Consider the following 21,904-nt stretch of genomic DNA (forward strand, 5'->3'; position numbering starts at 1 on the left):
GGAGAGGGCCAGCGTGAGGGGGTTACTGCCCCTGCGGAATATCCGACGCGTCCTGGTGTAGATCATCAGCCGTTGCAGCCTGCGCCGGCTGCGACGCGGTGGCCATAATGGAATCCCAGGTCTTCTGAAGTTCCTTCATGTCATATTCCGGCTCGCCTTTCGGCTGCAGAAGGATCAACGCCATATCCTGCGACAACTGCTGACGTAAATCCTGATTCAGCATATTCACAGTCAGACCGTTCAGGAAGTCCTGACGCAGCTTCTGGTACTGCTCAGGCGCGATGTCGACAACCTGATTCTGCAGGGAGCGAATCCGCTGGCTGATCAGAATGTCGGTATCGGCGCGAGCGTAGGTGGCAAACAGTTTCTGCAGCTCCAGTTTTTTCTGGGCCAGCAGCGCGTTGAACTCCTCTTCAGAGAGCCCCTCTTTACGCACTTTTGCCAGCTCTTTCGCCACCACACCCAGGTTCGCATTCAGTTTATCGCCAGGCGATTCAACGTTAATGGCACATTGCGCACGCTGGAACAGCACGCGGCAGTCAAAGCCAAGGCCAATGTTCTTCACGTTGTTTTTGCTGAGCGTCTGCTGAACGTGCCAGAACAACGCTTCACGCGCCAGATCGGCACGCCAGTAGCGCAGCAGCGCCGCAGACTCGCGAATAGGCTGCCAGGCGTTATCCCACATCACGGAGAGCCTGTCCTGGCGCACGGTGTCCGTCATAATGCTGACAGGCTCGGCGCGCAGCGGAGAGAGCGTCGGGACAGGGGCTGGCGTTTCGCGTTTGCCCTTCAGATCGCCAAACGCTTTGTTGATCTGCTCAACCACCGCGCGGCTATCCACATTGCCGACGACGATCAGCGTCATCGCGTCCGGGGTGTACCATTTCTGGTAGAACGATTTTACCTGTTCGACGTCCACCGGCTGCTTCAGCGGCTCTGCCGGATCGTGCCCCAGCAACGTTGAGCCTTTCAGACGGTAGCGCCACCAGCCCTCTTTGGTATCCGCAGGCCAGGTCGCCACCATGTCGCCGTTGCTCAACGCATAGTTCACGGTGTCCGGCGTAATCGCCAGGTTGCCAGAGGCATCGGAGAGATAGGTAAGGGCTTCTTTAAGCAGGTCGTTACGGTTATTTGGCAGGCTCAGGTTAAACATGGTGTAGTCATAGGAGACCACAGCCGGAGGAAGGGGGCGTTTCGGATCGATGGCCTGTTGCCACAGCGAACGCACCTGTACTGCCTGCAAGCTGCCGCTCTGCGTGAGCGCCAGACGGGGAATAAAATGGCTAAAACCGGTTTGCTGAGTGCTTTCCGTAAGGGAGCCGGTATTTACGGACAGACGGATTTCAATACGATCGCTGGGACGCTGTGGAGTAGATAACACCTGCCACTGAAAACCGTTCGCTAGCGTGCCTTGTTGCCAGGCCGGGTCTGGCTGGAGCGCATCTGCCTGCACATAACTGGCTGCTGCCATCATCAGCAAACCGCCGGTTAAGAGTCGAATTTTTGTGCCCTGCATGTGAACCCCTGATCAACATTCCTGGTTAAAAAGAGTGTCTCGCGACGCGCTGCACTCTAAAAGATGACGATGAAAACACGTCGATTAGACCGCGCGTTCGGCAAAACGTCACGGTCCGAAGTGAAATATACCCAAAAAAAATCTTGTCGAATTATGACAGGTATGAACAGTTATTATGCGCAGGAGCCCGCATCCCGACAAGGGAATGCGGGCAATTGTGACAAGATTAGGAGGTTAAACCAGGATTTTTGCTATCAGACGCGCGATTATTCAGCGTATCGTTGAGCTTCTTGTGATCCAGCTCTTTCACCCATTTCGCGACCACCACCGTGGCCACGCCGTTACCCACCAGGTTGGTAAGGGCACGCGCCTCAGACATAAAGCGGTCAATACCAAGAATCAGTGCCAGACCCGCCACCGGCAGATGCCCCACCGCAGAAATGGTGGCTGCCAGCACGATAAAGCCGCTGCCCGTCACGCCCGCCGCCCCTTTAGACGACAGCAAGAGCACCACCAGCAGGGTGATTTGATGGAAAATATCCATATGGCTGTTGGTCGCCTGGGCGATAAACACGGCCGCCATCGTCAGGTATATCGAGGTACCGTCAAGGTTGAAGGAGTACCCCGTCGGGATCACCAGGCCGACCACCGATTTACGGCACCCGAGCTTTTCCATCTTGTCGAGCATACGCGGCAGCGCCGATTCTGAAGAGGAGGTCCCCAGAACAATCAGCAGCTCTTCACGGATGTAGCGGATGAATTTGAAAATGCTGAAGCCTGTCGCACGGGCGATGGAGCCCAGCACCACCACCACGAAAAGAATACAGGTGATGTAGAAGCAGATGATCAGCTGACCCAGCTGCACCAGCGTGCCAACGCCATACTTGCCGATGGTGAAGGCCATCGCACCGAAGGCACCGATCGGCGCCAGGCGCATGATCATATTGATGATGCCAAAGATGACCTGCGAGAAGCTTTCAATCACGTTGAAGATAAGCTGGCCTTTGCTGCCCAGACGGTGCAGGGCGAAGCCAAACATCACGGCAAACAGCAGCACCTGCAGAATGTTTCCGCTGGCGAAGGCGCCGATGACGCTGCCAGGGATGACGTCCAGCAGGAAGGCGACCACGCCCTGATCCTTCGCCTGTTCGGCATAGACCGCAACCGCTTTGGCATCCAGCGTAGAGGGATCAACGTTCATACCCGCGCCAGGCTGTACCACGTTGACGATGACCAGACCAATAATCAGCGCAAGGGTACTGACCACTTCAAAGTAGAGAAGCGCCACTGCACCGGTACGGCCCACCGCCTTCATGCTTTCCATGCCAGCGATGCCCGTTACCACCGTACAGAAGATCACCGGGGCGATGACCATTTTAATGAGCTTAACGAACGCGTCGCCAAGCGGTTTCATTTGCGCGCCCAGCTCCGGGTAATAGTGACCCAGCAGAATACCGATGGCGATGGCTGTCAGGACCTGGAAATAAAGACTTTTGAAGAGTGAGGTTTTCATAGGGTGTCCTTGGGAAGAAAAACCACAGGCTTTGTAAGGTTATGGTTAACCTGCGGCTCTAAAATAACACCCGTATAACAGGACAGAAATAAACCCGGTTCAAATTTGAAACACAAATGTTAAGAACTTTGAACTGGCTCGCACAAGCCAGCAACAAAATTACACTTTTGCGTTATGGTCAGCGCCAGAAAGGTATCGCTGCTCGAAGACATCCGGCGGCACCGCGGGGGCAAAAAGGTAGCCCTGGCCACTCTCGACGCCCGCCTCTGCCAGCCAGACGCGTTGCGCTTCGGTTTCAATCCCCTCGGCAATAAGATGCACCTTGAGGCTGCGCGCCATCTGGACGATGGCCTGCACCATGCTGCTGTCCTCCGGCAGCCCGTCGACAAACGATTTATCGATTTTGAGCACGTCCACCGGCAGGGCTTTCATGTGCTGAAGCTGGCGCAGCCCGGCGTACCCCATACCAAAATCGTCCAGCGCGATGCGAATGCCAGCATTGCGCAGCGGCTTCAGGATGGCCACCGCGTCGTTAGGATCGTCAATGCGCCGGCTCTCCGTCACTTCCAGCGTCAGCGTATCAGGCTTGATCCGGTAGCGGTGGATCAGCTCCAGCATCTCGGAGACCATCGTCGGATGCATAAGCTGCAGGGCAGACAAGTTGACCGACAGCGGCAGCGTTACGCCGCGCTCCTGCCAGGCGGCAAGCTGGCGGCAGGACTCCTCCAGTACCCAATAGCCAACGGTGACCATCAGGCCGCAGGATTCGATGCGCTCAATCAGCCCCTCCGGCAGCTCCCATGAGCCATCCGGCTGCTGCAGGCGGAGCAGCGCCTCGGCACTTTTCACTTCCCCCGTCTGTAAATTCACCTGCGGCTGTAGCCAGAGGGCGAACTGACGGTTATCCAGCGCGGTCAGGATATCGCTCTCTTCCGTCAGGCGCTGCTGCGCCTTTTCCATCTGCTCCGGGTCGAAGAACTGGATCTGATTTTTCCCTTTGCGCCGGGCGGTAAACGCCGCCGAGAACGCGCGGCGATACAGCTGTTCCGCCGTTAAATCACCGTAGTACATGGCGATACCGATACTGGCGCTCGGACGAAGCTGGATGCCCTGCACGGGCAGCCGCTCATTTATGACAGTGAGTACTTGCTGACCTAATGTGATGGCGTGCCACGGCTCTTTCACGCCGTTGGCAATCACCACCAGGTCGTAACCGCTGACCTGTGTCAGTACCATGCGCGGAGCAAGGACAGACTTCACCTTTTCCACCAGCGTCAGCAGCAGCATTTCACGCTGGCTCTCCTTGAGCACGCCCGCCGTGTCCTGCAGGGTTTCACAGGCAATCACCATCAGCGCCGTGGTTTGCTGCCGCGCAACGGTCTGCTCCAGCATTGCCATCAGAAACGCTTTATTAGGTAGCTCCGACACCGGGAAGCGCGTGGCGCTGTTGTTTAGCTCATCCTGATGACGCTGGATGCGCTGCTGGTTGAGGTTGTAGCTGCGCACCAGCATACCGATCTCATCGTCTTGATGCAGACGCGGCAGCTCAAGCTGGTGCCCCAGTTGATCCTGCGGCGAAAGCCCATTCAGCTCGCGGGCGATACGGCGCAGCGGGTGAACAATGAGGCGGTTTATACACCACGTCAGCGCTACGCTGATGATCAGGGTCATAAGTAAGCAAGTGGTCACTAACGTAACCACCCAACTCATGACGAATTTATACATCCGGTACGAGTCCGCCTGCAGAACCAGGTAGGCCAGTGGCTGCGGATTGGCAGGACGTTCCAGCGAATAGAGAGGCAGAGAAATTTGCACCGGCAGCTCAAACAGGCGCATCACCATCATCGGGACGGGACGCTCCGGGATAAAACTCATCCGCAACGCCTGGAACTGGTTGGGTAAGACGACATCGGCGCGGCTAACGACCCCGGCAGGCTGAATGCGCTTTAAGATGGTTTCCGCTTCGGGAATGTCCCCTTTCAGGATCGAGGCGGAGAGCGGGCCGCGCACCGAGCGGGCGATACTTTCTAACTGCGAAGCCGTGTTATAGCGATTCTGCTGTACGGAATGAAACAGCAAAATTACGCAGAAGAGCAGTACAAACAGCATAGTGACGGCAGAGACCATCGCCATTTGTTTGATCGTTAAGGAACGGCTGACACGCAAAATGACTCTCCACAAAACTCGAAGCGCAGGGCGCGCCAGGGTGTAAACCTGGCGCGCCTGAGTATACCCGATTGCCGCGCTATTAAGAGAGACTTACAAATGGATTAAGGAAAATCCGATTACCAGTCCGCATAAGGAATAAGCGGCTGCGGCGGTAAGTCCATATCGCCCTGCCAGCCTGCAGCAGAGTAGCGCACATAAATTAGCGCATGGCTTGGGGTGTAATCTTTCGCTTCCTGAATATCCACGCCCATACCCACAAACCAGTTGGAGGTGACCCGGCGTTCGATAATTGCCCGCGCGGTATAACCCGTCCCGGAGGAGGAGCTGCCGGTTTCCATCGCGCCACGGTCGGTATAGCGGCCTGGCTCATCGGTCGGGATCAGGCTCTGGATCGGGTAACGCAGCTCGTCTTTGGTTTTGGAGTGGGACCAGGACACCGAGCCACCCAGCTCCCAGGACCAGTTTTCCGTACGCTTACGCCAGGTCACCGGCAGCGCGAAGGAGACATACTCCTGCGGGCTGTAGTAGCCGCCCTGACCGAGGGAATAGCCGCTCAGATCCTTATCGTAGTGCCAGAGCATATTGGAGACGCCGACCGTCAGGCGCTCGTTGTTTTTATTAATGAGCTTGTAGTAATAACCCGTCATCCAGCGGACGCGCCAGTTATCTTCCACATTTTTACCGGTCAGCGTTTCCGCGTTCAGGCTTGACCAGACGCCGTTCGCCTCGCCTTTGTCATAGCTGATGCTTACCCCGCCGCCCGTCGCGCGCACGCCGCCCCAGGTGGTGCCGGTATTGGTATCTTTTTGCCCGGCGAACGCCAGCAGAGAGCTGGAGATAGGCCGACGATGGGCGTTGACGGTATAGCCGATGGGGCCTAAATCGCTGCTGTAGCTGATACCGCCCACCACGTCGACGACGTCAAAGCCCATTGGCGTGGTACCAATATCCATCGCCCAGGTTTTATTCTGCCAGCCAACGGCGACGCTGGCGCCGCTGTCGCTCTGGCTGGTGTTGCCGCTACACGGCGTGTCGTAGCAGGTCCCCCATTTAGGGTCGTAGGTTCCGTTATTGTTATCAAAGGTGCCAGCGTCCATGTTGACCAGATCGCTTCTGAAGAACATGCGCCCGTCAGAGAGCGGGGCGTCCACCTGGAGCATGGTGGTATGCGCTTTCAGGTCAGAATAGCCACCCGTGCCGCTGGAGCCCCAGTAGTCGTGCTGCAGCGTGACGTTAACATCCTGCTGACGGTACAAATCACCGGCGTCACTGCGCACGCCGCGCTTCAGCCAGTCATCTTTTTCATCGTTACGCGTCAGACGGGTGAAACTGTCATTGTCCACCGGACGCGTCGTGGTGATGCCGGACGACACCATCGCATCTTTATACGTCTCCAGCGCCTGCTGCGGCTGGCCGTTTTGCGTCTGGAAGCGGGCAGCATCACGCAGCACCAGCGCGCTTTCCATGGAGGCGGGCTGCGATTTAGCCTGCGGAATGATTTTGCTGAAGGTCTGTTCTGCAGCAGCGGAATCGCCCAGACCTGCCTGCGCCATCGCGATCCGGCGCTGCATATTGAGCGACAGCGGCTGGCCGTTTTGCGCGGCGGGCAGTTTCGCGAGCTCCGCACGGGCGGCATCTTTGTTACCTTCCGCGCTGTAAATTTCGGTCAGACCGAGGATCGCGTCTTCGTTCTGCGGCTCACGCTGCAGGACGGCGCTGTACGTCGTTTTCGCCGCGTTCAGATCTCCACGCTGCTGCGCCCAGTCCGCCAACGTCAGGTCGATGCGGGTGGAGGCAGGCTGTTGACGCAGAAGATTTTCCGCCTCCTGCTCTTTGCCGCTGTCGCGCAGGCGGTTGGCGGTTTCCAGCACCTGATTGCTTTGCAGACGGTCGGCAAGTTCCTGAATGTTGCCGTTCCACTGGCTGCGCGGCAGGGTATTCAGATGCGCCAGCGCGGCCCGGTCCTGATCGTTTCCGGACAGGTAGAGCCCGTTGGCATACACCTGCTCCGGGTCAGACGGTTTCTGGCTGGCAAGCTGGCGCATCAGGGTATCCGCCTGGCTGCGCTGGCCCGCGCTGTAGAGATCGCGCGAGAGACGATACGTTATCCAGACGTCACCGGGCGAGAGTGCCAGACGGCGACGCTGAATTTCTGCCGCCTGAGCGTATTTCCCCTGACTCTCCAGCTGTTCTGCCTGGGCGGAAAGCTGCTCGTTAGTCAGGCTACGCTCAATATCATCAATACTCCGGCGCTGGCTGGCGGAGAGAGACTGGATAAACTGCGAGGCTTTCTCCGGGGACTGCGCTCGGTAAACATTGGCAAGGCCTCGAACCGCATTGCTGTTGCTGCTGTCCATACGTAACGCCTGGCGGTAATAACGCTCCGCCGCGTCGTTATCTTTACGCGCGGCGGCAGCATCTCCCAGCCCCAGCACCGCATAGCTGTCGGTATTGTCGACGTTGCGCGCCTGCTGATAGTAACGCTCCGCCTGCGCCGGGTTATTCGCCTTCAGCGCCGCATCCCCCTGCTGGATCAGCAGCCAGTAGCGGTTAACCTTCAGCAAGCTGTCCCATTTACCGCGGTTATCGCTCTGCGGATCGAGGGCAATCGCCTTTTCAAACTGTGCCACCGCGCGGGCGCGGTCGCCTTTCTGGGAATAGGCCTGCCCCAGAGCCCCCACCGCTTCACTGTCGGCATGGTTGGCGCTGACGGCTTTTTGCAGCTCCGCCACCGCCTTACTCCCCTGCCCGGCATCCACTGCCGCCAGCCCTTCCGCTTTCGCGCGGAACGCCGGGTCAGCGAGCTGCTTTTGCTGCGCCTCAAGCTGGGCGCGCGCCGCCGCGACGCTATCGCCGTCGCTGAAGACGGTCAGGTATTTTTGCAGCGCGGTGACGCTGGCGCTGCTGGCTGGCTGGTCTTTGATCTGCTCATACCACATGTCAGAGGCCTGGCCGCGGCCGCCGGTGGATTTAGCCATCTCCTGCAGCACCGCAAAGCCTTCATCACGGCGTCCGCTCTGGAACAGAAGCTGGGCCAGCGTCGTCTGGAGCTGGGTATTCCCGGGGCTGCTGCTGTTTATTTTTTTCAGTTGGTTGATGGCCGAAGCGCGACGGGCAGGATCTTTCGCCACCACATTCCAGTATTCCGTCGCCACGTCGCCGCCCGGCGGGTTGCCGTCAAAGAGCTTGTCATAGGCGGCAATCGCCTCCTGCGTGTGCCCTGTAGTAGCGAGTAAGCGCGCCTGCTGAAGCTGCTGGCGGCCATCCGGGGTGGAAAGCAGCATGGTATTGCGTGAGGACTGGTACGCGCCGGAGTCAGGGGCGATCCCCTTCAGGCGGTCCAGCTCTTTTTGCGCTCCGGCGTTATCGCCCTGGCGCAGCAGGTAGCGAAAGCGGGCGGCAATGACGTCAGGGTTGTTCGGATCGATCAGCTCAAGACGGTAGAGCGACTGACGAACCAAATCCTCGCGATGGGTCGATTCGCCCAGCCGAACCTGCTCCAGCAGCTGTTTCTGCTGCGGAGAGTTAACGGCCTGCGCCAGCGGCATCAGTGCCAGCCCAAGCGATAGAGTGAGTAGATTTACTGTGAACTTGCGCATTCCTGGCCCCAATCCGGTATTAATTCACCCTTAGCGGTGAAGCGAAAACGATGCTGATCCCATCCCTGACCAAAAAGAGTCAATACATAGCTGTAGTAGGCATTGTTATCGGGAAAATGATCTGCCACGCGCTGGCGCTGAACCGCCTGGGCATCGCGCTGCTGTAAAAACGGCAGCATCGCGGCAGAGAACCCGACCGGGCCATTGCCGGTGTGTTTACCCGTCGCCACATCCACTTTCTCCGGCGGCACGCCCTGTTTGATTGTCTTTGCCGCCATCGGCTGGAAGCGCGTCAGCAGCCGGGCTTTTTGAGGATCTTTATCGCTCATCATGCCCACCCAAAGATAGACACGGATGGCGTCATAGCCCCCTTCCAGCGTTTTATCCTGCTGTAGCTGCCAGCCTTTGTTTTTCTGATACTGCACCCAGTTCGGCGAGAATCCCTTCGGCGCGCTTTCCAGCAGCAGCCGCAGATTGGTTTCACGCAGCGTGGTCCAAGGGGCACCGTAGCGGGTGAAATAGCTCGCTAACTGTGGAGGAAGGTAGCTGGGGTTAAAGCGCCAGGCGTTTTCTTCGGCAAAACCGACTTTACCGGGAAGCAGCATTGAGCCGAGCCCCGGCACTTTCACCACTTCCTCGCTGGCAATGCGTTTTAGCAGTGCCTTGCCCGTTTGGGTATAGTCCGGGTCTTTCCATAACCGGCCCGCTTCGAGCAGCGACCAGGCAATCCAGACATCGGCATCTGAGGCGGAGTTGGTATCAATCACCCCCCAGTTTTCTTTGTCTTTCTGTCCCCAGAGCCAGGCGGGCAGACGATCGTTGAGATTGCCGCTGGCGAGGTTATCGCGCGTCCACGTCAGCAGCTGGTCAAACGCCTTGCGATCGTTAGCGGCCAGGGCAAAGAACAACGCATAGCTTTGCCCTTCCGACGTTGTAATTTTGCGCGTGTCGCTCGGATCGATGACGCGCCCGCCCTCGCTGATGTAATCCTTTTTAAACTGTTCCCAGGCAGGCCAGGTACAGGCGGCGCGAAGAGGGATCGCCGCCAGCATCAACGCTGCGACTACACACCAGCGAAAGGCTTTCATCACGTCTTACTCATCCGGGTTAAGGCGACGACGGCTGATGATGCGCAGCAGACGCCACAGCACCCATGCCAGCAAGACCACGCTGACCGCAGCCAGGATGGCGAGCAGAACCGGATGGTTCGACAGCGCATACCACAGGCGCTCGAACCACGGCAGATGGCCGACGTAATACACATCACCCACGCGCAGGCTGTTGACACCGGACTCGCGGATCACCGACACAGAACCAAACATCGCGGCACGTTTGCCGCTGTCGTTCATCGCGGTATTCAGCAGTTCATAGCCACGCGGGCTGTCCGCCAGCAGGGCTATCACGCTACGCTGATCGTTGTAAGGAGACTGGAAGCCCACCACCGCAGCCATCGCCCCCTGAGAGGTTACGGCCGTCTGCGCGCTGGCCTTACGGTCGTTCACGTCCGGCATAATGCTTGGGAACTCGGTCTGGCGAAGCGGCGTGTTAACCCACGACTCGGTGGCTTTCACCAGCAGGTCGATACGTTTTTCATCCTTCAGCTTGTCCGGGATGGTGCCGATCACCATGATATCCGCATCTTTGTTCTGGATCTGACTGCCATCGTCGGTCAACGTGACGTTAACTGCCGGTAATCCGGTTTGCGCGCCTACGGTTGCCATGGTGTCGAGCAGGGTCGTCACCTGGCCTTCGTTTGGCGCTTTTGGCATCACCACAATGGATTCAGAGAGATCGGCCATGCGGCTGAACGGGAAGCCCGCGTTAGCAAAGGCACGCAGATCCGGCATCGCCAGGAAATGGTAGTACTTCGAGAAGTCGATGGTCGACTCATCGCCGATCACAACGTGGTTTTGTACCGGCTGGAAGGTGATGCAGTTATCCACCGAACCGCCAGGCATCGGGTTCATGTACTGGAAATCAAAACGCAGTTGGTTGATCGCGCCAAGCTTCAGCGCCGGAATAGAGACGTCCGTTTTTCCGTCCAGCAGCCCCTGCAGCACCGGCAGGCGGAGCATCAGACGGTTGGTGTCCTGGGTACTTTGCAGGCTGAACGATTGCAGGAACTGGTTGTTCAGGCTGATATCCATGCGCGAGCTGTCTTTCGTCGCCGGCGCGGTATAGCGGTAGTTGAGATTGATATCAATGCCGTTGGTGCGCAGCAGGTACAGATCCGGCGGCAGGTTCAGCGACAGGCTAATCGGCGATGGCTCCAGCCCGGACGCCTGCAGCTGCTCTTCATAGGTTTTTAGTTCACCAAACGTCACGGCGCGGTCGGTACGCACCCAGTTTGGCGCGTCATAAGGTTTACGCGCCAGCAGCGGCTTAACTTCGTCCACCACCACGCTGTTGCCGCGGAAAAGGACGTTGCCCTGAGCAATCGCCTTCGCGGCCTGGACCAGATCTTTATCATCACGACCAAAGACCACCAGCAGCTTCACGTACGGGTTATCCGGGTGGCTTACCATCTCAATGGTTGGCGCTTTGACTTCCGGGTGGTCGCGCAGGAAGCCCGGACGCTTCGCGTTGGTTGCAAAGACAATCGCGTTCCTGTCCGGCATTTTGTCATACATCACCGGGAAGTTCTGACCGCGCCAGCCGGAGCGGGAGCCAAACCAGGAGGCCACAATGGTCGCCGCCAGCTGCTCGGTTACGTCAGGGGACGATGCAAACACCATCGGCAGCGTGAGCGGACGGTTATCACGCGGGTCGAAGAACGGAACCGGGAACGCCGACAGATCGTTTTTCAGCGCCAGCGGCTGGTAGGTCATCTGCAGCGAGGAGTTACGCCCGACGTCCAGCCACAGCGTGTTGCTGGCGGGGTTTTCGCAGACATCGCGGTAGTGACCAACAAACTCCAGACGGATACGGTTAAAGTCGGTGATGAACAGCGGGTTAATCGGCACCTGCGCCTGTGTTTTCTTACCCAGCTGCTCTTTGGTCACCGGCAGAACGTCCATCAGTTCATCGTTCAGGTAGACCTTCAGCTGAGACTGCGTCGGCAGCAGTGATGGCGACGGGGTGTATTCAAGGTTAAGTACCGCATTTGAAACAACCTCATCGCTGCGCATACCAAATTCAATGCTGCCGTTAGGGTTGACGCCGCGCAGCACCATGCTGCCCGGCGGCGGCGCGATTTGCGCGAAGGTCAGCTTCACGTCCCGCGACGGCACATTATCCGCGACAACGGGCGCGTTAGCCCCCCGCACGCCCGGCATCACCTGCCCGATGACCGGATTCTCGGCCGGCAGGGTGTTCCCCTCCGTTGGCTGGTTCGGAATGATGTTTTCTGTTTGACCGGGTGCCGCCGTAACAACCGGATCGGTTGCCTGCGCGACGACAGGGACCGTCGGCGCAGGCGTCGCCGCTGCGTTACCGGGTGCTGCGTTAGCCATTGTTGCGGGAAGTGCACTCACTCCCATTGCCACTGCACATAACCAGGAAAGTTTTGTTTTCATCGCGTTATCATCATTGTTGAGCCATAACCGGGTCCGCCTGCTTCGTCTCATCCCGCTCGGGACGACGAGGAATGAACGACACGACCCAGGAAACCAGCGAAGTAAGTGACCGGAAAATTAATTTCACCGACGACGGGGCAAATTCTGCAAGGTGACGATAGCCACGGAACCCCAGCTTCAGAATATCCAGCAGGCTTTCCAGTGGTTTATCTTCCGGGAAGCTGTCCTGCCAGAGAGCCCATGTATCCGCACGGGCAAACGTACACTGCACAAAATCAATGTGTTGCTTTTTGGTCAACGGCATCAGCTGCAGACCCACTTCACTGCCTGCCACACGCACAACCTGCGTCGGGAAGACATACTCCTGCTGACCGCGCTTAAGCAGCAGGTTAACCTTCTGCCCTTCCAGCACTTTCGCCTGGCCGTTGATTTTGATCCCCAGGCCACCGTCAGAGAAGTCGTGCACCGTACAGGAGAAGAGGTGACCATCTTCACGGGCGATCGCCGCAGGCATGCAGATTTCAACGCGATGCGCGCGACGAACCTGTTTACTCTCTACCGACACCGCCACCGCGCCGCCGAGGATAATCAGGTTGTAGAACACCCAGGCCATACTGACGAAGACGGTCAGGATTTCGTTTTCCGGGCCGTAGAAGTAGCGCCAGATACCGGCGATCACGCCGACAATATTCAGCAGCACGAGGAAGATATACGGGCGGGAGATCACCCAGTCGACGTACTCTTCTTCCACCAGACCGCCCTTCGCGGTGACGTTGAATTTCCCTTTGTGCGGGTTAATCAGCGCGACCATCGTCGGCGGCGCGATGTACCACGCCAGCACCGTTTCGTAGATTTCACTCCAGAAGGAGTGCCGGTATTTGCCCTGAATCTTCGAGTTCGTCAGGCTCGCGTGGATCATGTGCGGCAGAACGAACAGCGCAATCATCAGCGCGGGGGCGTAAATGATATAGGCGTGAAGGAGCAGGAACGCCAGCGGCGCGGTCAGGAAGATCAGCCGCGGGATGCCGGACAAGAAGTGGAACATGGCGTTGACGTAGCAGAGACGTTGCGCCAGCTTGAGCCCTTTGCCTATCAGCGGGTTATCGAGGCGGAAAATCTGCACCATGCCGCGCGCCCAGCGAATACGCTGACCGATGTGCGCCGAGAGAGATTCCGTCGCCAGACCGGCGGCCTGAGGGATACGCATATAGGCAGAGGTATAGCCGCGGCGGTGCAGGCGCAGCGAGGTATGCGCATCTTCCGTTACCGTTTCAACGGCTATTCCGCCAATTTCATCGAGCGGCTTACGGCGGATAACCGCACACGAGCCGCAGAAGAAGGTGGCATCCCACATGTCGTTCCCGTCCTGCACCAGCCCATAGAACAGCGTGCCTTCGTTCGGGGTTTTGCGGAAGCGGCCAAGGTTACGTTCAAACGGGTCCGGCGAGAAGAAGTGGTGCGGCGTCTGCATCATCGCCAGCTCTTTCTCTTTCAGGAACCAGCCCATGGTCATCTGCAGGAACGAGCGCGTCGGCACGTGGTCACAGTCAAAAATCGAGACGAACTCCCCGGAGGCATACTTCAGGGCGTTGTTGATATTCCCGGCCTTCGCGTGCTCGTGAGTCGGGCGGGCGATGTACTCAACGCCGACCTCTTCCGCAAACTGGCGAAACGCCGGACGGTTGCCGTCATCCAGGATCCAGACTTTGAGCTTATCTTTCGGCCAGTCGATGCCCAGCGCGGCATAGATGGTGTTTTTCACCACGCTCAGGTCTTCGTTGTAGGTCGGCACGAAGAGATCGACGGTCGGCCACTGCGTGGTGTCTTTAGGCAGCGGAACCGGCTGGCGGTTGAGCGGCCAGATCACCTGGAAATAGCCTAGCACCAGCACAATCCACGCGTAGGTCTCAGCAAACAGCAGCACCAGACCGCACACCAGGCTGACCGGGTCGTCCCAGTTCAGCGTTGAGGTGTAACGCCACCAGATGTAGCGGCAGGAAACCGTCAGCGACAGCACAATCAGCATCAGCGCCGAGAAACGGCCCGGAATACGACGAACCAGCAACGCCACGCCCCACAGCAGGATCAGGAAGATGAACTGCGCCAGCGGGTTGAAAGGTTGCGTAATACAGACCAGCGCCAGAATGAGCGAGAACACGACAATCACGCCGAGAATAAAACGCCGCAAGCCTGGGTGGAGATGCCCAAGCTCTTTATGGTTATCCAGATGGCTGGTCTTATCGCTGACGCTAGCGGGCAGTTTATCCAGCCACTGGTGATAGCGTTCACGTAACTGCTGTACGCGGGAATAGCTGCGCCAGTGCGGCGTTATTTTCTCCGTTCGGGATGACGATATTGCCAGCCAGACGGCCTGAATAAGATAGCGCGCCGGGTCCAAAGGCCGTGGTCGGTCGGGGTTAATGTGTGGGTATAATTCGCCGTGACGCGCACGGATGCGCTGCCAGCGCGGGTGCTCGAGTGGAATGAACGTCCAGGCCAGAATCAGCCAGAAACAGCCGAGTGCGGCGCTGAATGCCGGAGCACCATGCCGGCGAAAGTGCCGGTAATGGTCGCTCAAACGCGAACTGACCGGCGGGATAAGAAGCCAGCTGGCGAGTCGACTCATACCGAACTCCCGGCAGGCTCCGCCTTGCTGGCGAAGTTCAGCAGACACCAGTTCGCCAGCGTCAGGATCTCTTCTGCTGCCAGCGAGTCGCTGCGGTATTCGCCCAGCGGCTGCTTGGAGGCGAGGCATTCCGCCATCCCCTCATCCCGATGAATCACAATGGGAAGCAGGCGGCGCTGGCTTTGCAGCCACACCTGATAGAGATCGTCCTGGATTTGGCTACCGATACGTAAATCGTTAATCAGGAGGTGTGCGTTCTGAGGCAGCCCCTGCTGATGCAGGCGAATATGGCAGTTCGCATCGACGTTCACCACGGAAAGTACATGATCGCACTGGGCGATGAGCTGCCGGGTCAGCGTCCCGGCGCCGTGCGGCAGATCCAGGAGGATCCACTGGTAGTGCCCCTTTTCTTTCAGGCTCTGCAGCGCAAGCGTGAACTGCGAAAACAGACGCTGATAGGCGGCTTCATTCTCGCGTTCTGTGGTGGTCAGTTGGCCAAAAGGCAATAAATCCAGCTGGGAGGTATAGCGTAGCCCCGCATCCCGCCAGTCTTTGTCATCAAGCAGCGCGCGGGCCCAGCCCTCTTCGCGAGTGAAATCGACGTTGAACGACATACGCAGCAAATTATCGGCGCAGGCGTCAATCACCAGCACCGATTCACCTAAAAGCTGTAATGACCACGCCAGCGCCGCGGTAACAGATGTGGTACCCACACCGCCACGGACGCCCTGTAATCCGAGTATGGCCATCAATGGCTCCCTTAATGTTGATGGGCGAATTCAGCTAATAACGGCCAGCGTTTAATAGCAGCAGCCAACTGTTCCCGCTGGGAAATATCGGTGTAATCTATTTCAGGTAGAGAAAAGGCCTGCGCCAGCGCCAGAAAATCGTTTTGGAATGTGTAACCCAGAGTCGAGTCGACTGGGGTTGCAGGTTCGTTATTATCCATTCTTATTCCATCCCTTTGAGGAAAATCGCACGCTCGGAAGTTGCGGGGCATCCTGCCCTGACAAATTTCATTTACATGCTAAATCTGATGTTCTTTAATTTCAATGTTAGGTTTATTTCTACGCTTTCGCTAGTAAACTGAGATACAGGCAAATTAGACGAAAAGAGGGACATCGTGGACTCCATATTTTCTATTGGCATCCAGTCATTATGGGACGAATTGAGCCACATGCCAGTCGGTGGAGTCTGGTGGATTAATACGGATCGTAATGAAGACGCTATCAGCCTGGTAAACCAGACAATTGCCGCTCAGGATAAGGATTCCCGCGTGGCCGTCATTAGCATGGGCGAAGAGCCGAAGAAAATAATTACGCTCGAAAGCGACAGCGGCCCCCAGAAAGTACGTTTGTTTTCTATGTCAGCGGAAGCGGATAGTCTATACTTTTTGTCCCGCGACGTTCAGTGCTCTATAGATCCGGATCACTATTTAGTGATTCTTAAATGTGCAAATAACATACTGCAAAATATTCCTGCTGAAAAACTGCTGTCGTGGCTGGAAAAAATCAATAAATGGGCAAAGTTTCAAAATTGCACGCTATTGGTCGTCAACCCCGGCAGTAATAATGACAAGCTGTTCTCACTTTTGATGGGCGAATATCGCTCCCTGTTCGGGCTGGCAAGTCTTCGTGACCAGGCAGGCAGCTATCTCTACGATATTGCCTTCTGGTGCAATGAAAAGGGCGTGAGCGCCAGGCAACAGCTGACTCTTAAACATATTGAGGGGAAATGGCACCTGGCACAGCAGGAAGAAACCGTGGTGCAGCCGCGCAGCGATGAAAAGCGCATCCTGAGCCATATTGCGGTTTTAGAGGGCGCGCCCGCGCTTTCGGAAAACTGGTCACTGTTTGAGTCTAACGAAGCGCTTTTTCATGAAGCCCGCACCACCCAGGCAGCCACCCTCGTTTTCTCGTTGATGCAGAATAATCAGATTGAAACGCTGGCGAGACAAATTCACACCCTGCGCCGCCAGCGCGGCAGCGCGTTAAAAATTGTGGTGCGCGAAAATAATACCAGCCTGCGCGCTACCGATGAGCGTCTGCTTCTGGGCTGCGGGGCAAATATGGTGATCCCCTGGAATGCGCCACTGTCACGCTGCCTGACGCTTATTGAAAGCGTTCAGGGTCAGCAGTTCAGTCGCCATGTCCCGGAAGATATCTCCACGCTGCTCTCCATGACCCAGCCGATGAAGCTGCGTGGCTACCAGAAATGGGATACGTTCTGCGATGCCGTCGGCAACATGATGAGCAACACGTTACTTCCGGCGGACGGGAAAGGGGTTATGGTTGCCCTGCGGCCGGTCCCGGGCATTCGCGTTGAGCAGGCGCTCACCCTGTGTCGCCCGAACCGTACAGGGGACATCATGACCATTGGCGACAATCGCCTGGTGCTGTTTTTGTCGTTTTGCCGGGTCAACGATCTTGATACCGCGCTTAACCACATCTTCCCCCTGCCTACCGGGGATATTTTCTCGAACCGTATGATTTGGTTCGAAGATAATGCTATCAGCGCAGAGCTGGTGCAAATGCGCGCTCTCCAGCCTGAACAATGGGTTAAACCGCCCGCAATCACGAGCGATGTAAAACCGCTCCTCAATGCCAGACATGACGGACATGTCTGGCGTCGGGTTCCGGAACCCCTTCGCTTATTAACTGAGAACGGGGAGAACGCATCATCATGAATATCAGCGATATCATCCAACTGGTCGTATTATGCGCGCTGATCTTTTTCCCGCTTGGCTACTATGCACGCCATTCCATACGCCGTATCCGTGATACGGCCAGAGTGATGTTTGTAAAACCTCGCTATGTAAAACCAGCCGGAACACTGACACGGGCATCACACGTCAAGGCAGACCGTAAACATGACTAATTCTTCCTATACCGCTTCGTCACCCTCGCCGCTCTGGCAATACTGGCGCGGCCTTTCCGGCTGGAACTTCTACTTTCTGGTGAAGTTTGGCCTGCTTTGGGCAGGTTATCTGAATTTCCATCCCCTGCTTAACCTGGTGTTTATGGCCTTCCTGCTGATGCCTCTGCCGAACATCAGGCTGCATCGTTTACGCCATTGGGTGGCCATCCCCATCGGCTTTGCGCTGTTCTGGCACGATACCTGGCTGCCTGGTCCGGAAAGCATAATGAGCCAGGGATCGCAGGTCGCGGGCTTCAGCGCAGACTATATGCTTGACCTGGTTGAGCGTTTCATTAACTGGCAGATGATTGGCGCCGTCTTTGTCCTGCTGGTTGCCTGGCTGTTCCTGTCTCAGTGGATCCGCGTCACGGTGTTTGTCGTCGCCATTATGATCTGGCTTAACGTGCTGACGCTGGCGGGGCCAAGCTTTTCGCTGTGGCCTGCCGGCCAGCCGACGACAACGGTGACCACGACGGGAGGAAGCGCAGCGGCTACCGTTACAACGGCAGGCGATACGCCGGTGGTGGGCGATATTCCAACGCAGACCGCACCGCCGACCTCCACCAATCTTAATGCCTGGCTCTCCAGCTTCTATACCGCTGAAGATAAGCGACAGACGAAATTCCCGGATGCGCTGCCAGCCGATGCGCAGCCGTTTGAGCTGCTGGTGATTAACATCTGTTCCCTCTCCTGGGCCGACGTGGATGCCGCCGGTTTGATGTCTCACCCGCTGTGGTCCCATTTCGACATCCAGTTTAAAGATTTTAACTCTGCCACCTCATACAGCGGCCCGGCGGCAATCCGCCTGCTGCGAGCAAGCTGCGGTCAGGCATCGCATAAAAACCTGTATCAGCCCGCTGGCAACCAGTGTTATTTATTCGATAATCTCGCGAAGCTGGGCTTTACGCAGCACCTGATGCTGGGGCATAACGGTCAGTTCGGTAACTTCCTGAAAGAGGTACGTGAACAGGGTGGCATGCAGGCGCCACTGATGGATCAAACCGGTCTTCCCGTTACGCTGCTGGGCTTCGATGGCTCGCCGGTTTATGACGATACCGCCGTGCTGCAGCGCTGGCTGCAGACCATCGAAAAAGACAGTAATCCGCGCAGTGCAACGTTCTATAACACCCTGCCGCTTCACGACGGTAACCACTTCCCGGGGGTGAGTAAAACGGCGGATTACAAAGTGCGGGCGCAGAAATTCTTCGACGAACTGGACGCGTTCTTCACGGAGCTGGAAAAATCTGGCCGTAAAGTGATGGTGGTCGTGGTACCTGAGCACGGTGGCGCGCTGAAAGGCGACAGAATGCAGGTATCCGGTCTGCGCGATATCCCAAGCCCGTCCATTACCAACGTGCCTGCAGGCATTAAATTCTTTGGTATGAAGGCACCGCACCAGGGCGCACCAATTGAGATTACCCAGCCAAGCAGCTATCTGGCGATTTCAGAACTGGTTGCCCGCGCCGTTGACGGGAAGCTGTTTGTGGAAGATAGCGTGAACTGGGATCAGCTCACCAGCAACCTGCCGCAAACGGCAGAAGTCTCCGAGAACGCCAACGCGGTGGTGATTCAGTATCAGAACAAACCGTACGTTCGCCTGAACGGCGGGGACTGGGTACCGTATCCGCAGTAACTGATTTCCCCCTCTTCCCACAGGGGAGAGGGGATAGTTAGTACGTCAGTATTGCGCTGAAATCCACACCTGCATTTTCAGACTTGCCGAATCGTCGTCGTCTTTAGAGGTGATTTCGTGCTCTCCGGAAGACTGCCCCATCGTTAAATGCCAGGGTAGCGCAGACGGATTTTCGCATCGTTTACTCCATCCGGTTATTCGGCGCTTCGCAGGGAAATCTCACCGCCCACCCAGGGCTTGATCGCGCCATCCTGCTCCAGAAGCAGCGCGCCCTGTGCGTCAATACCGCGGGAAATGCCGTAAATCTCTTTATCACCAATCAGCAGCTTCACCGGACGGTTGATGAAGTTATCCAGCTTTTCCCAACGAGACAGGAACGGTGCCAGGCCTTCCTGTTCAAAAAGCGTGAGTGAACTGCGCAGCTCTTTAATCATGCGCACGGCAAGGGTGTTACGATCGATGACAATCCCCGCCTCCTGGAGATTGGTCCAGGCCTGATTCACCACATCATCCTGGACAGTACGCATCACCATATTGAGGCCCGCGCCAATAACAATTTGCGCCGCATCACCGGTTTTACCCGTCAGTTCGACCAGAATACCGGCAAGTTTACGATCGTTAAGGTACAGATCGTTTGGCCACTTAACGCGGACCCGATCGGCACCCAGATCGTGCAGCACTTCCGCCATGACGATACCAATGACCAGACTCAGGCCAATGGCTGCGGCAGGCCCCTGCTCCAGACGCCAGTACATGGACAGATAGAGATTGGCGCCAAATGGCGAGAACCATTTGCGACCGCGACGGCCACGACCGGCCTGCTGGTATTCAGCAACACAGGCATCGCCGGACGAGAGTTCGCTCAGCCGATCCATAAGGTACTGGTTCGTCGAATCAATCACCGGCAGCACCGCAACGTTGCCGTGTCCAAGCTGGCTGCGGATGACGTCTTCATTCAGCAATTGAATTGGCTCCGGCAGGCTGTAGCCTTTTCCCGGCACCGTGAACACATCGACGCCCCAGTCGCGAAGCGTCTGGATATGCTTGTTAATGCCGGCACGGCTCATGCCCAACTGCTCGCCCAGTTGTTCGCCAGAGTGAAACTCCCCGTCAGCAAGGATGCTAATCAGGGTTAACGGAATGGTATTGTCCTTCACGCAATGGTCTCCACGGCATTCACTTCACCTGTGCGGCCAATGAAGCGGACTTCTGGCTCCAGCCAGACGTTAAACTTTTCGCCCACACGTTGACGAACATAATGCGCCAGCTGTACAACATCATCGCTGGTCGCATCGCGTTGATTAATCAGTACCAGAGCCTGCTGCTGGTGAACGGCAGCGCCACCTACGGACGTGCCTTTTAACTGGCATTGATCGATCAGCCAGCCAGCGGCCAGCTTCACGCTGCCATCTGCCTGAGGATAATGTGGCGCAGTGGGCCATCCTTCAAGAAAGGCTTTTGCATTTTCGCTGCTAATAACCGGATTTTTGAAGAAGCTTCCTGCATTTCCGTTTACTTTCGGATCGGGAAGTTTGGTCATTCGCATATGGCAAACTGAGTCAAATACGTCGCGGGGAGTGACGGTTGCTGGATCGAGACGCGTTAAATCGCCATAGGTCAGCACCGGCTGCCAGTTCTTTGGCAGACGCAGGCCCACGGCGACAATCACGTAGCGATCCTGATATTCATGCTTGAAGATACTGTCACGATAGCCAAACCGACACTGTTCTGCCGTTAAGCGCTTAGCCGTTCCGGTCGCCAGTTCGATGCAGTCGACATATTCACAGACATGTTTCAGTTCGATGCCGTAGGCACCGATGTTTTGGATGGGTGACGATCCGGCGCAGCCTGGGATCAGCGCCAGGTTTTCCAGACCCGGCATCCCTTTTTCGAGGGTAAATTGCACCAGCTGATGCCAGTTTTCTCCGGCCCCCACGTGCAGATGCCAGCTATCGGCGCGCTCTTCCACACCAATGCCCATGATGCGGTTAACGATCACCGTTCCCGCGAAATCGTCGAGAAACAGGACATTGCTTCCTTCGCCCAGAATCAGTACGGGTTCGTTATTTTCTGTTGCGCTTTGCCATGCATCCAGCAGCTGCTGTGCAGTATCGGCACGCACAATTTGATTAGCATTACGTTGAATGCCAAAGGTATTCCAGGGCTTAAGGGAGTGGTTCATAGACGCTATCCTGATGCAAAAACGCAGGTAGTTTACCGTATAAGCAGGGCGTTGGGGGATTAGTTTGTGCAGCGCAGAAACGCAAAAAGGCCATCCTTTCGGATGGCCTCTTCACTTATTTGATGCCTGGCAGTTCCCTACTCTCACATGGGGAGACCCCACACTACCATCGGCGCTACGGCGTTTCACTTCTGAGTTCGGCATGGGGTCAGGTGGGACCACCGCGCTAAAGCCG

Annotated in this window: 14 protein-coding genes and 1 rRNA gene; 3 read left to right on the forward strand and 12 right to left on the reverse strand. The window is 57.0% G+C overall.

Translation table 11 applies throughout. The features are described 5' to 3' along the window. Nucleotides 1-22: 22 nt before the first annotated feature. The 9 genes from ACTJI7_RS11630 to bcsR form a co-directional block, all read right to left on the reverse strand. A complete protein-coding gene (locus ACTJI7_RS11630; protein WP_041911852.1) occupies nt 23-1,516 on the reverse strand; it encodes a M16 family metallopeptidase in 1,494 nt (497 codons plus the stop codon). Between the two features lie 226 nt (nt 1,517-1,742). Then, nucleotides 1,743-3,029, reverse strand: a complete 1,287-nt coding sequence (locus tag ACTJI7_RS11635) for a dicarboxylate/amino acid:cation symporter (RefSeq protein WP_028014754.1) — start codon at nt 3,027-3,029, stop codon at nt 1,743-1,745. Between the two features lie 159 nt (nt 3,030-3,188). Continuing rightward, nucleotides 3,189-5,195 (reverse strand): biofilm formation regulator HmsP, encoded by a 2,007-nt coding sequence (gene hmsP / locus ACTJI7_RS11640; protein ID WP_028014755.1) that lies wholly within the window; start codon nt 5,193-5,195, stop codon nt 3,189-3,191. A 119-nt stretch (nt 5,196-5,314) separates the two neighbouring features. Then, entirely contained in the window at nt 5,315-8,797 is a 3,483-nt protein-coding gene (bcsC, locus tag ACTJI7_RS11645) for a cellulose synthase complex outer membrane protein BcsC (RefSeq protein WP_041911851.1), read from the reverse strand. Next, nucleotides 8,779-9,885, reverse strand: a complete 1,107-nt coding sequence (gene bcsZ, locus ACTJI7_RS11650) for a cellulose synthase complex periplasmic endoglucanase BcsZ (protein ID WP_047363559.1) — start codon at nt 9,883-9,885, stop codon at nt 8,779-8,781. Before bcsZ ends, bcsC begins: the two co-directional genes overlap by 19 nt. Before the next feature lie 6 nt (nt 9,886-9,891). Then, nucleotides 9,892-12,312 carry a cellulose biosynthesis cyclic di-GMP-binding regulatory protein BcsB gene (bcsB, locus tag ACTJI7_RS11655; protein WP_049000466.1) on the reverse strand — a complete coding sequence of 807 codons (2,421 nt, stop codon included), beginning with the start codon at nt 12,310-12,312 and terminating at the stop codon, nt 9,892-9,894. A 10-nt stretch (nt 12,313-12,322) separates the two neighbouring features. Beyond that, on the reverse strand, nt 12,323-14,938 hold the full coding sequence (gene bcsA / locus ACTJI7_RS11660) for a UDP-forming cellulose synthase catalytic subunit (protein ID WP_028014759.1): 2,616 nt from the start codon (nt 14,936-14,938) through the stop codon (nt 12,323-12,325). Then, nucleotides 14,935-15,687: a cellulose biosynthesis protein BcsQ gene (gene bcsQ / locus ACTJI7_RS11665; RefSeq protein ID WP_028014760.1), complete on the reverse strand. Its 753-nt coding sequence runs from the start codon at nt 15,685-15,687 to the stop codon at nt 14,935-14,937. Before bcsQ ends, bcsA begins: the two co-directional genes overlap by 4 nt. A gap of 11 nt (nt 15,688-15,698) precedes the next feature. Then, complete coding sequence (gene bcsR / locus ACTJI7_RS11670) at nt 15,699-15,887, reverse strand: cellulose biosynthesis protein BcsR (RefSeq protein WP_028014761.1); 189 nt, start codon at nt 15,885-15,887, stop codon at nt 15,699-15,701. 174 nt (nt 15,888-16,061) lie between these two features. Here bcsR and bcsE point away from each other — a divergent pair, with 174 nt between their 5' ends. Genes bcsE through bcsG form a run of 3 tightly spaced genes read left to right on the forward strand, consistent with a single transcriptional unit; the run spans nt 16,062 to nt 19,487 of the window. Continuing rightward, on the forward strand, nt 16,062-17,624 hold the full coding sequence (bcsE, locus tag ACTJI7_RS11675; RefSeq protein ID WP_333031145.1) for a cellulose biosynthesis c-di-GMP-binding protein BcsE: 1,563 nt from the start codon (nt 16,062-16,064) through the stop codon (nt 17,622-17,624). Next, nucleotides 17,618-17,815 carry a cellulose biosynthesis protein BcsF gene (bcsF, locus tag ACTJI7_RS11680; RefSeq protein ID WP_063155474.1) on the forward strand — a complete coding sequence of 66 codons (198 nt, stop codon included), beginning with the start codon at nt 17,618-17,620 and terminating at the stop codon, nt 17,813-17,815. Before bcsE ends, bcsF begins: the two co-directional genes overlap by 7 nt. Continuing rightward, the gene (gene bcsG, locus ACTJI7_RS11685) at nt 17,808-19,487 is read left to right on the forward strand and encodes a cellulose biosynthesis protein BcsG (protein ID WP_028014764.1); all 1,680 of its coding nucleotides are present in this window, start codon (nt 17,808-17,810) and stop codon (nt 19,485-19,487) included. Before bcsF ends, bcsG begins: the two co-directional genes overlap by 8 nt. 194 nt (nt 19,488-19,681) lie before the next feature. Here bcsG and birA read toward each other — a convergent pair whose 3' ends face one another. From birA to rrf, 3 genes are all read right to left on the reverse strand, one after another. After that, complete coding sequence (gene birA / locus ACTJI7_RS11690) at nt 19,682-20,644, reverse strand: bifunctional biotin--[acetyl-CoA-carboxylase] ligase/biotin operon repressor BirA (protein WP_047363553.1); 963 nt, start codon at nt 20,642-20,644, stop codon at nt 19,682-19,684. Next, nucleotides 20,641-21,669 (reverse strand): UDP-N-acetylmuramate dehydrogenase, encoded by a 1,029-nt coding sequence (murB, locus tag ACTJI7_RS11695; RefSeq protein ID WP_049137014.1) that lies wholly within the window; start codon nt 21,667-21,669, stop codon nt 20,641-20,643. The genes birA and murB overlap by 4 nt, the downstream gene beginning before the upstream one ends. Before the next feature lie 124 nt (nt 21,670-21,793). Continuing rightward, nucleotides 21,794-21,904, reverse strand: a 5S ribosomal RNA gene (gene rrf, locus ACTJI7_RS11700).

It is taken from the genome of Enterobacter sp. 22499 (assembly GCF_052044815.1).
GTDB lineage: Bacteria > Pseudomonadota > Gammaproteobacteria > Enterobacterales > Enterobacteriaceae > Enterobacter > Enterobacter bugandensis.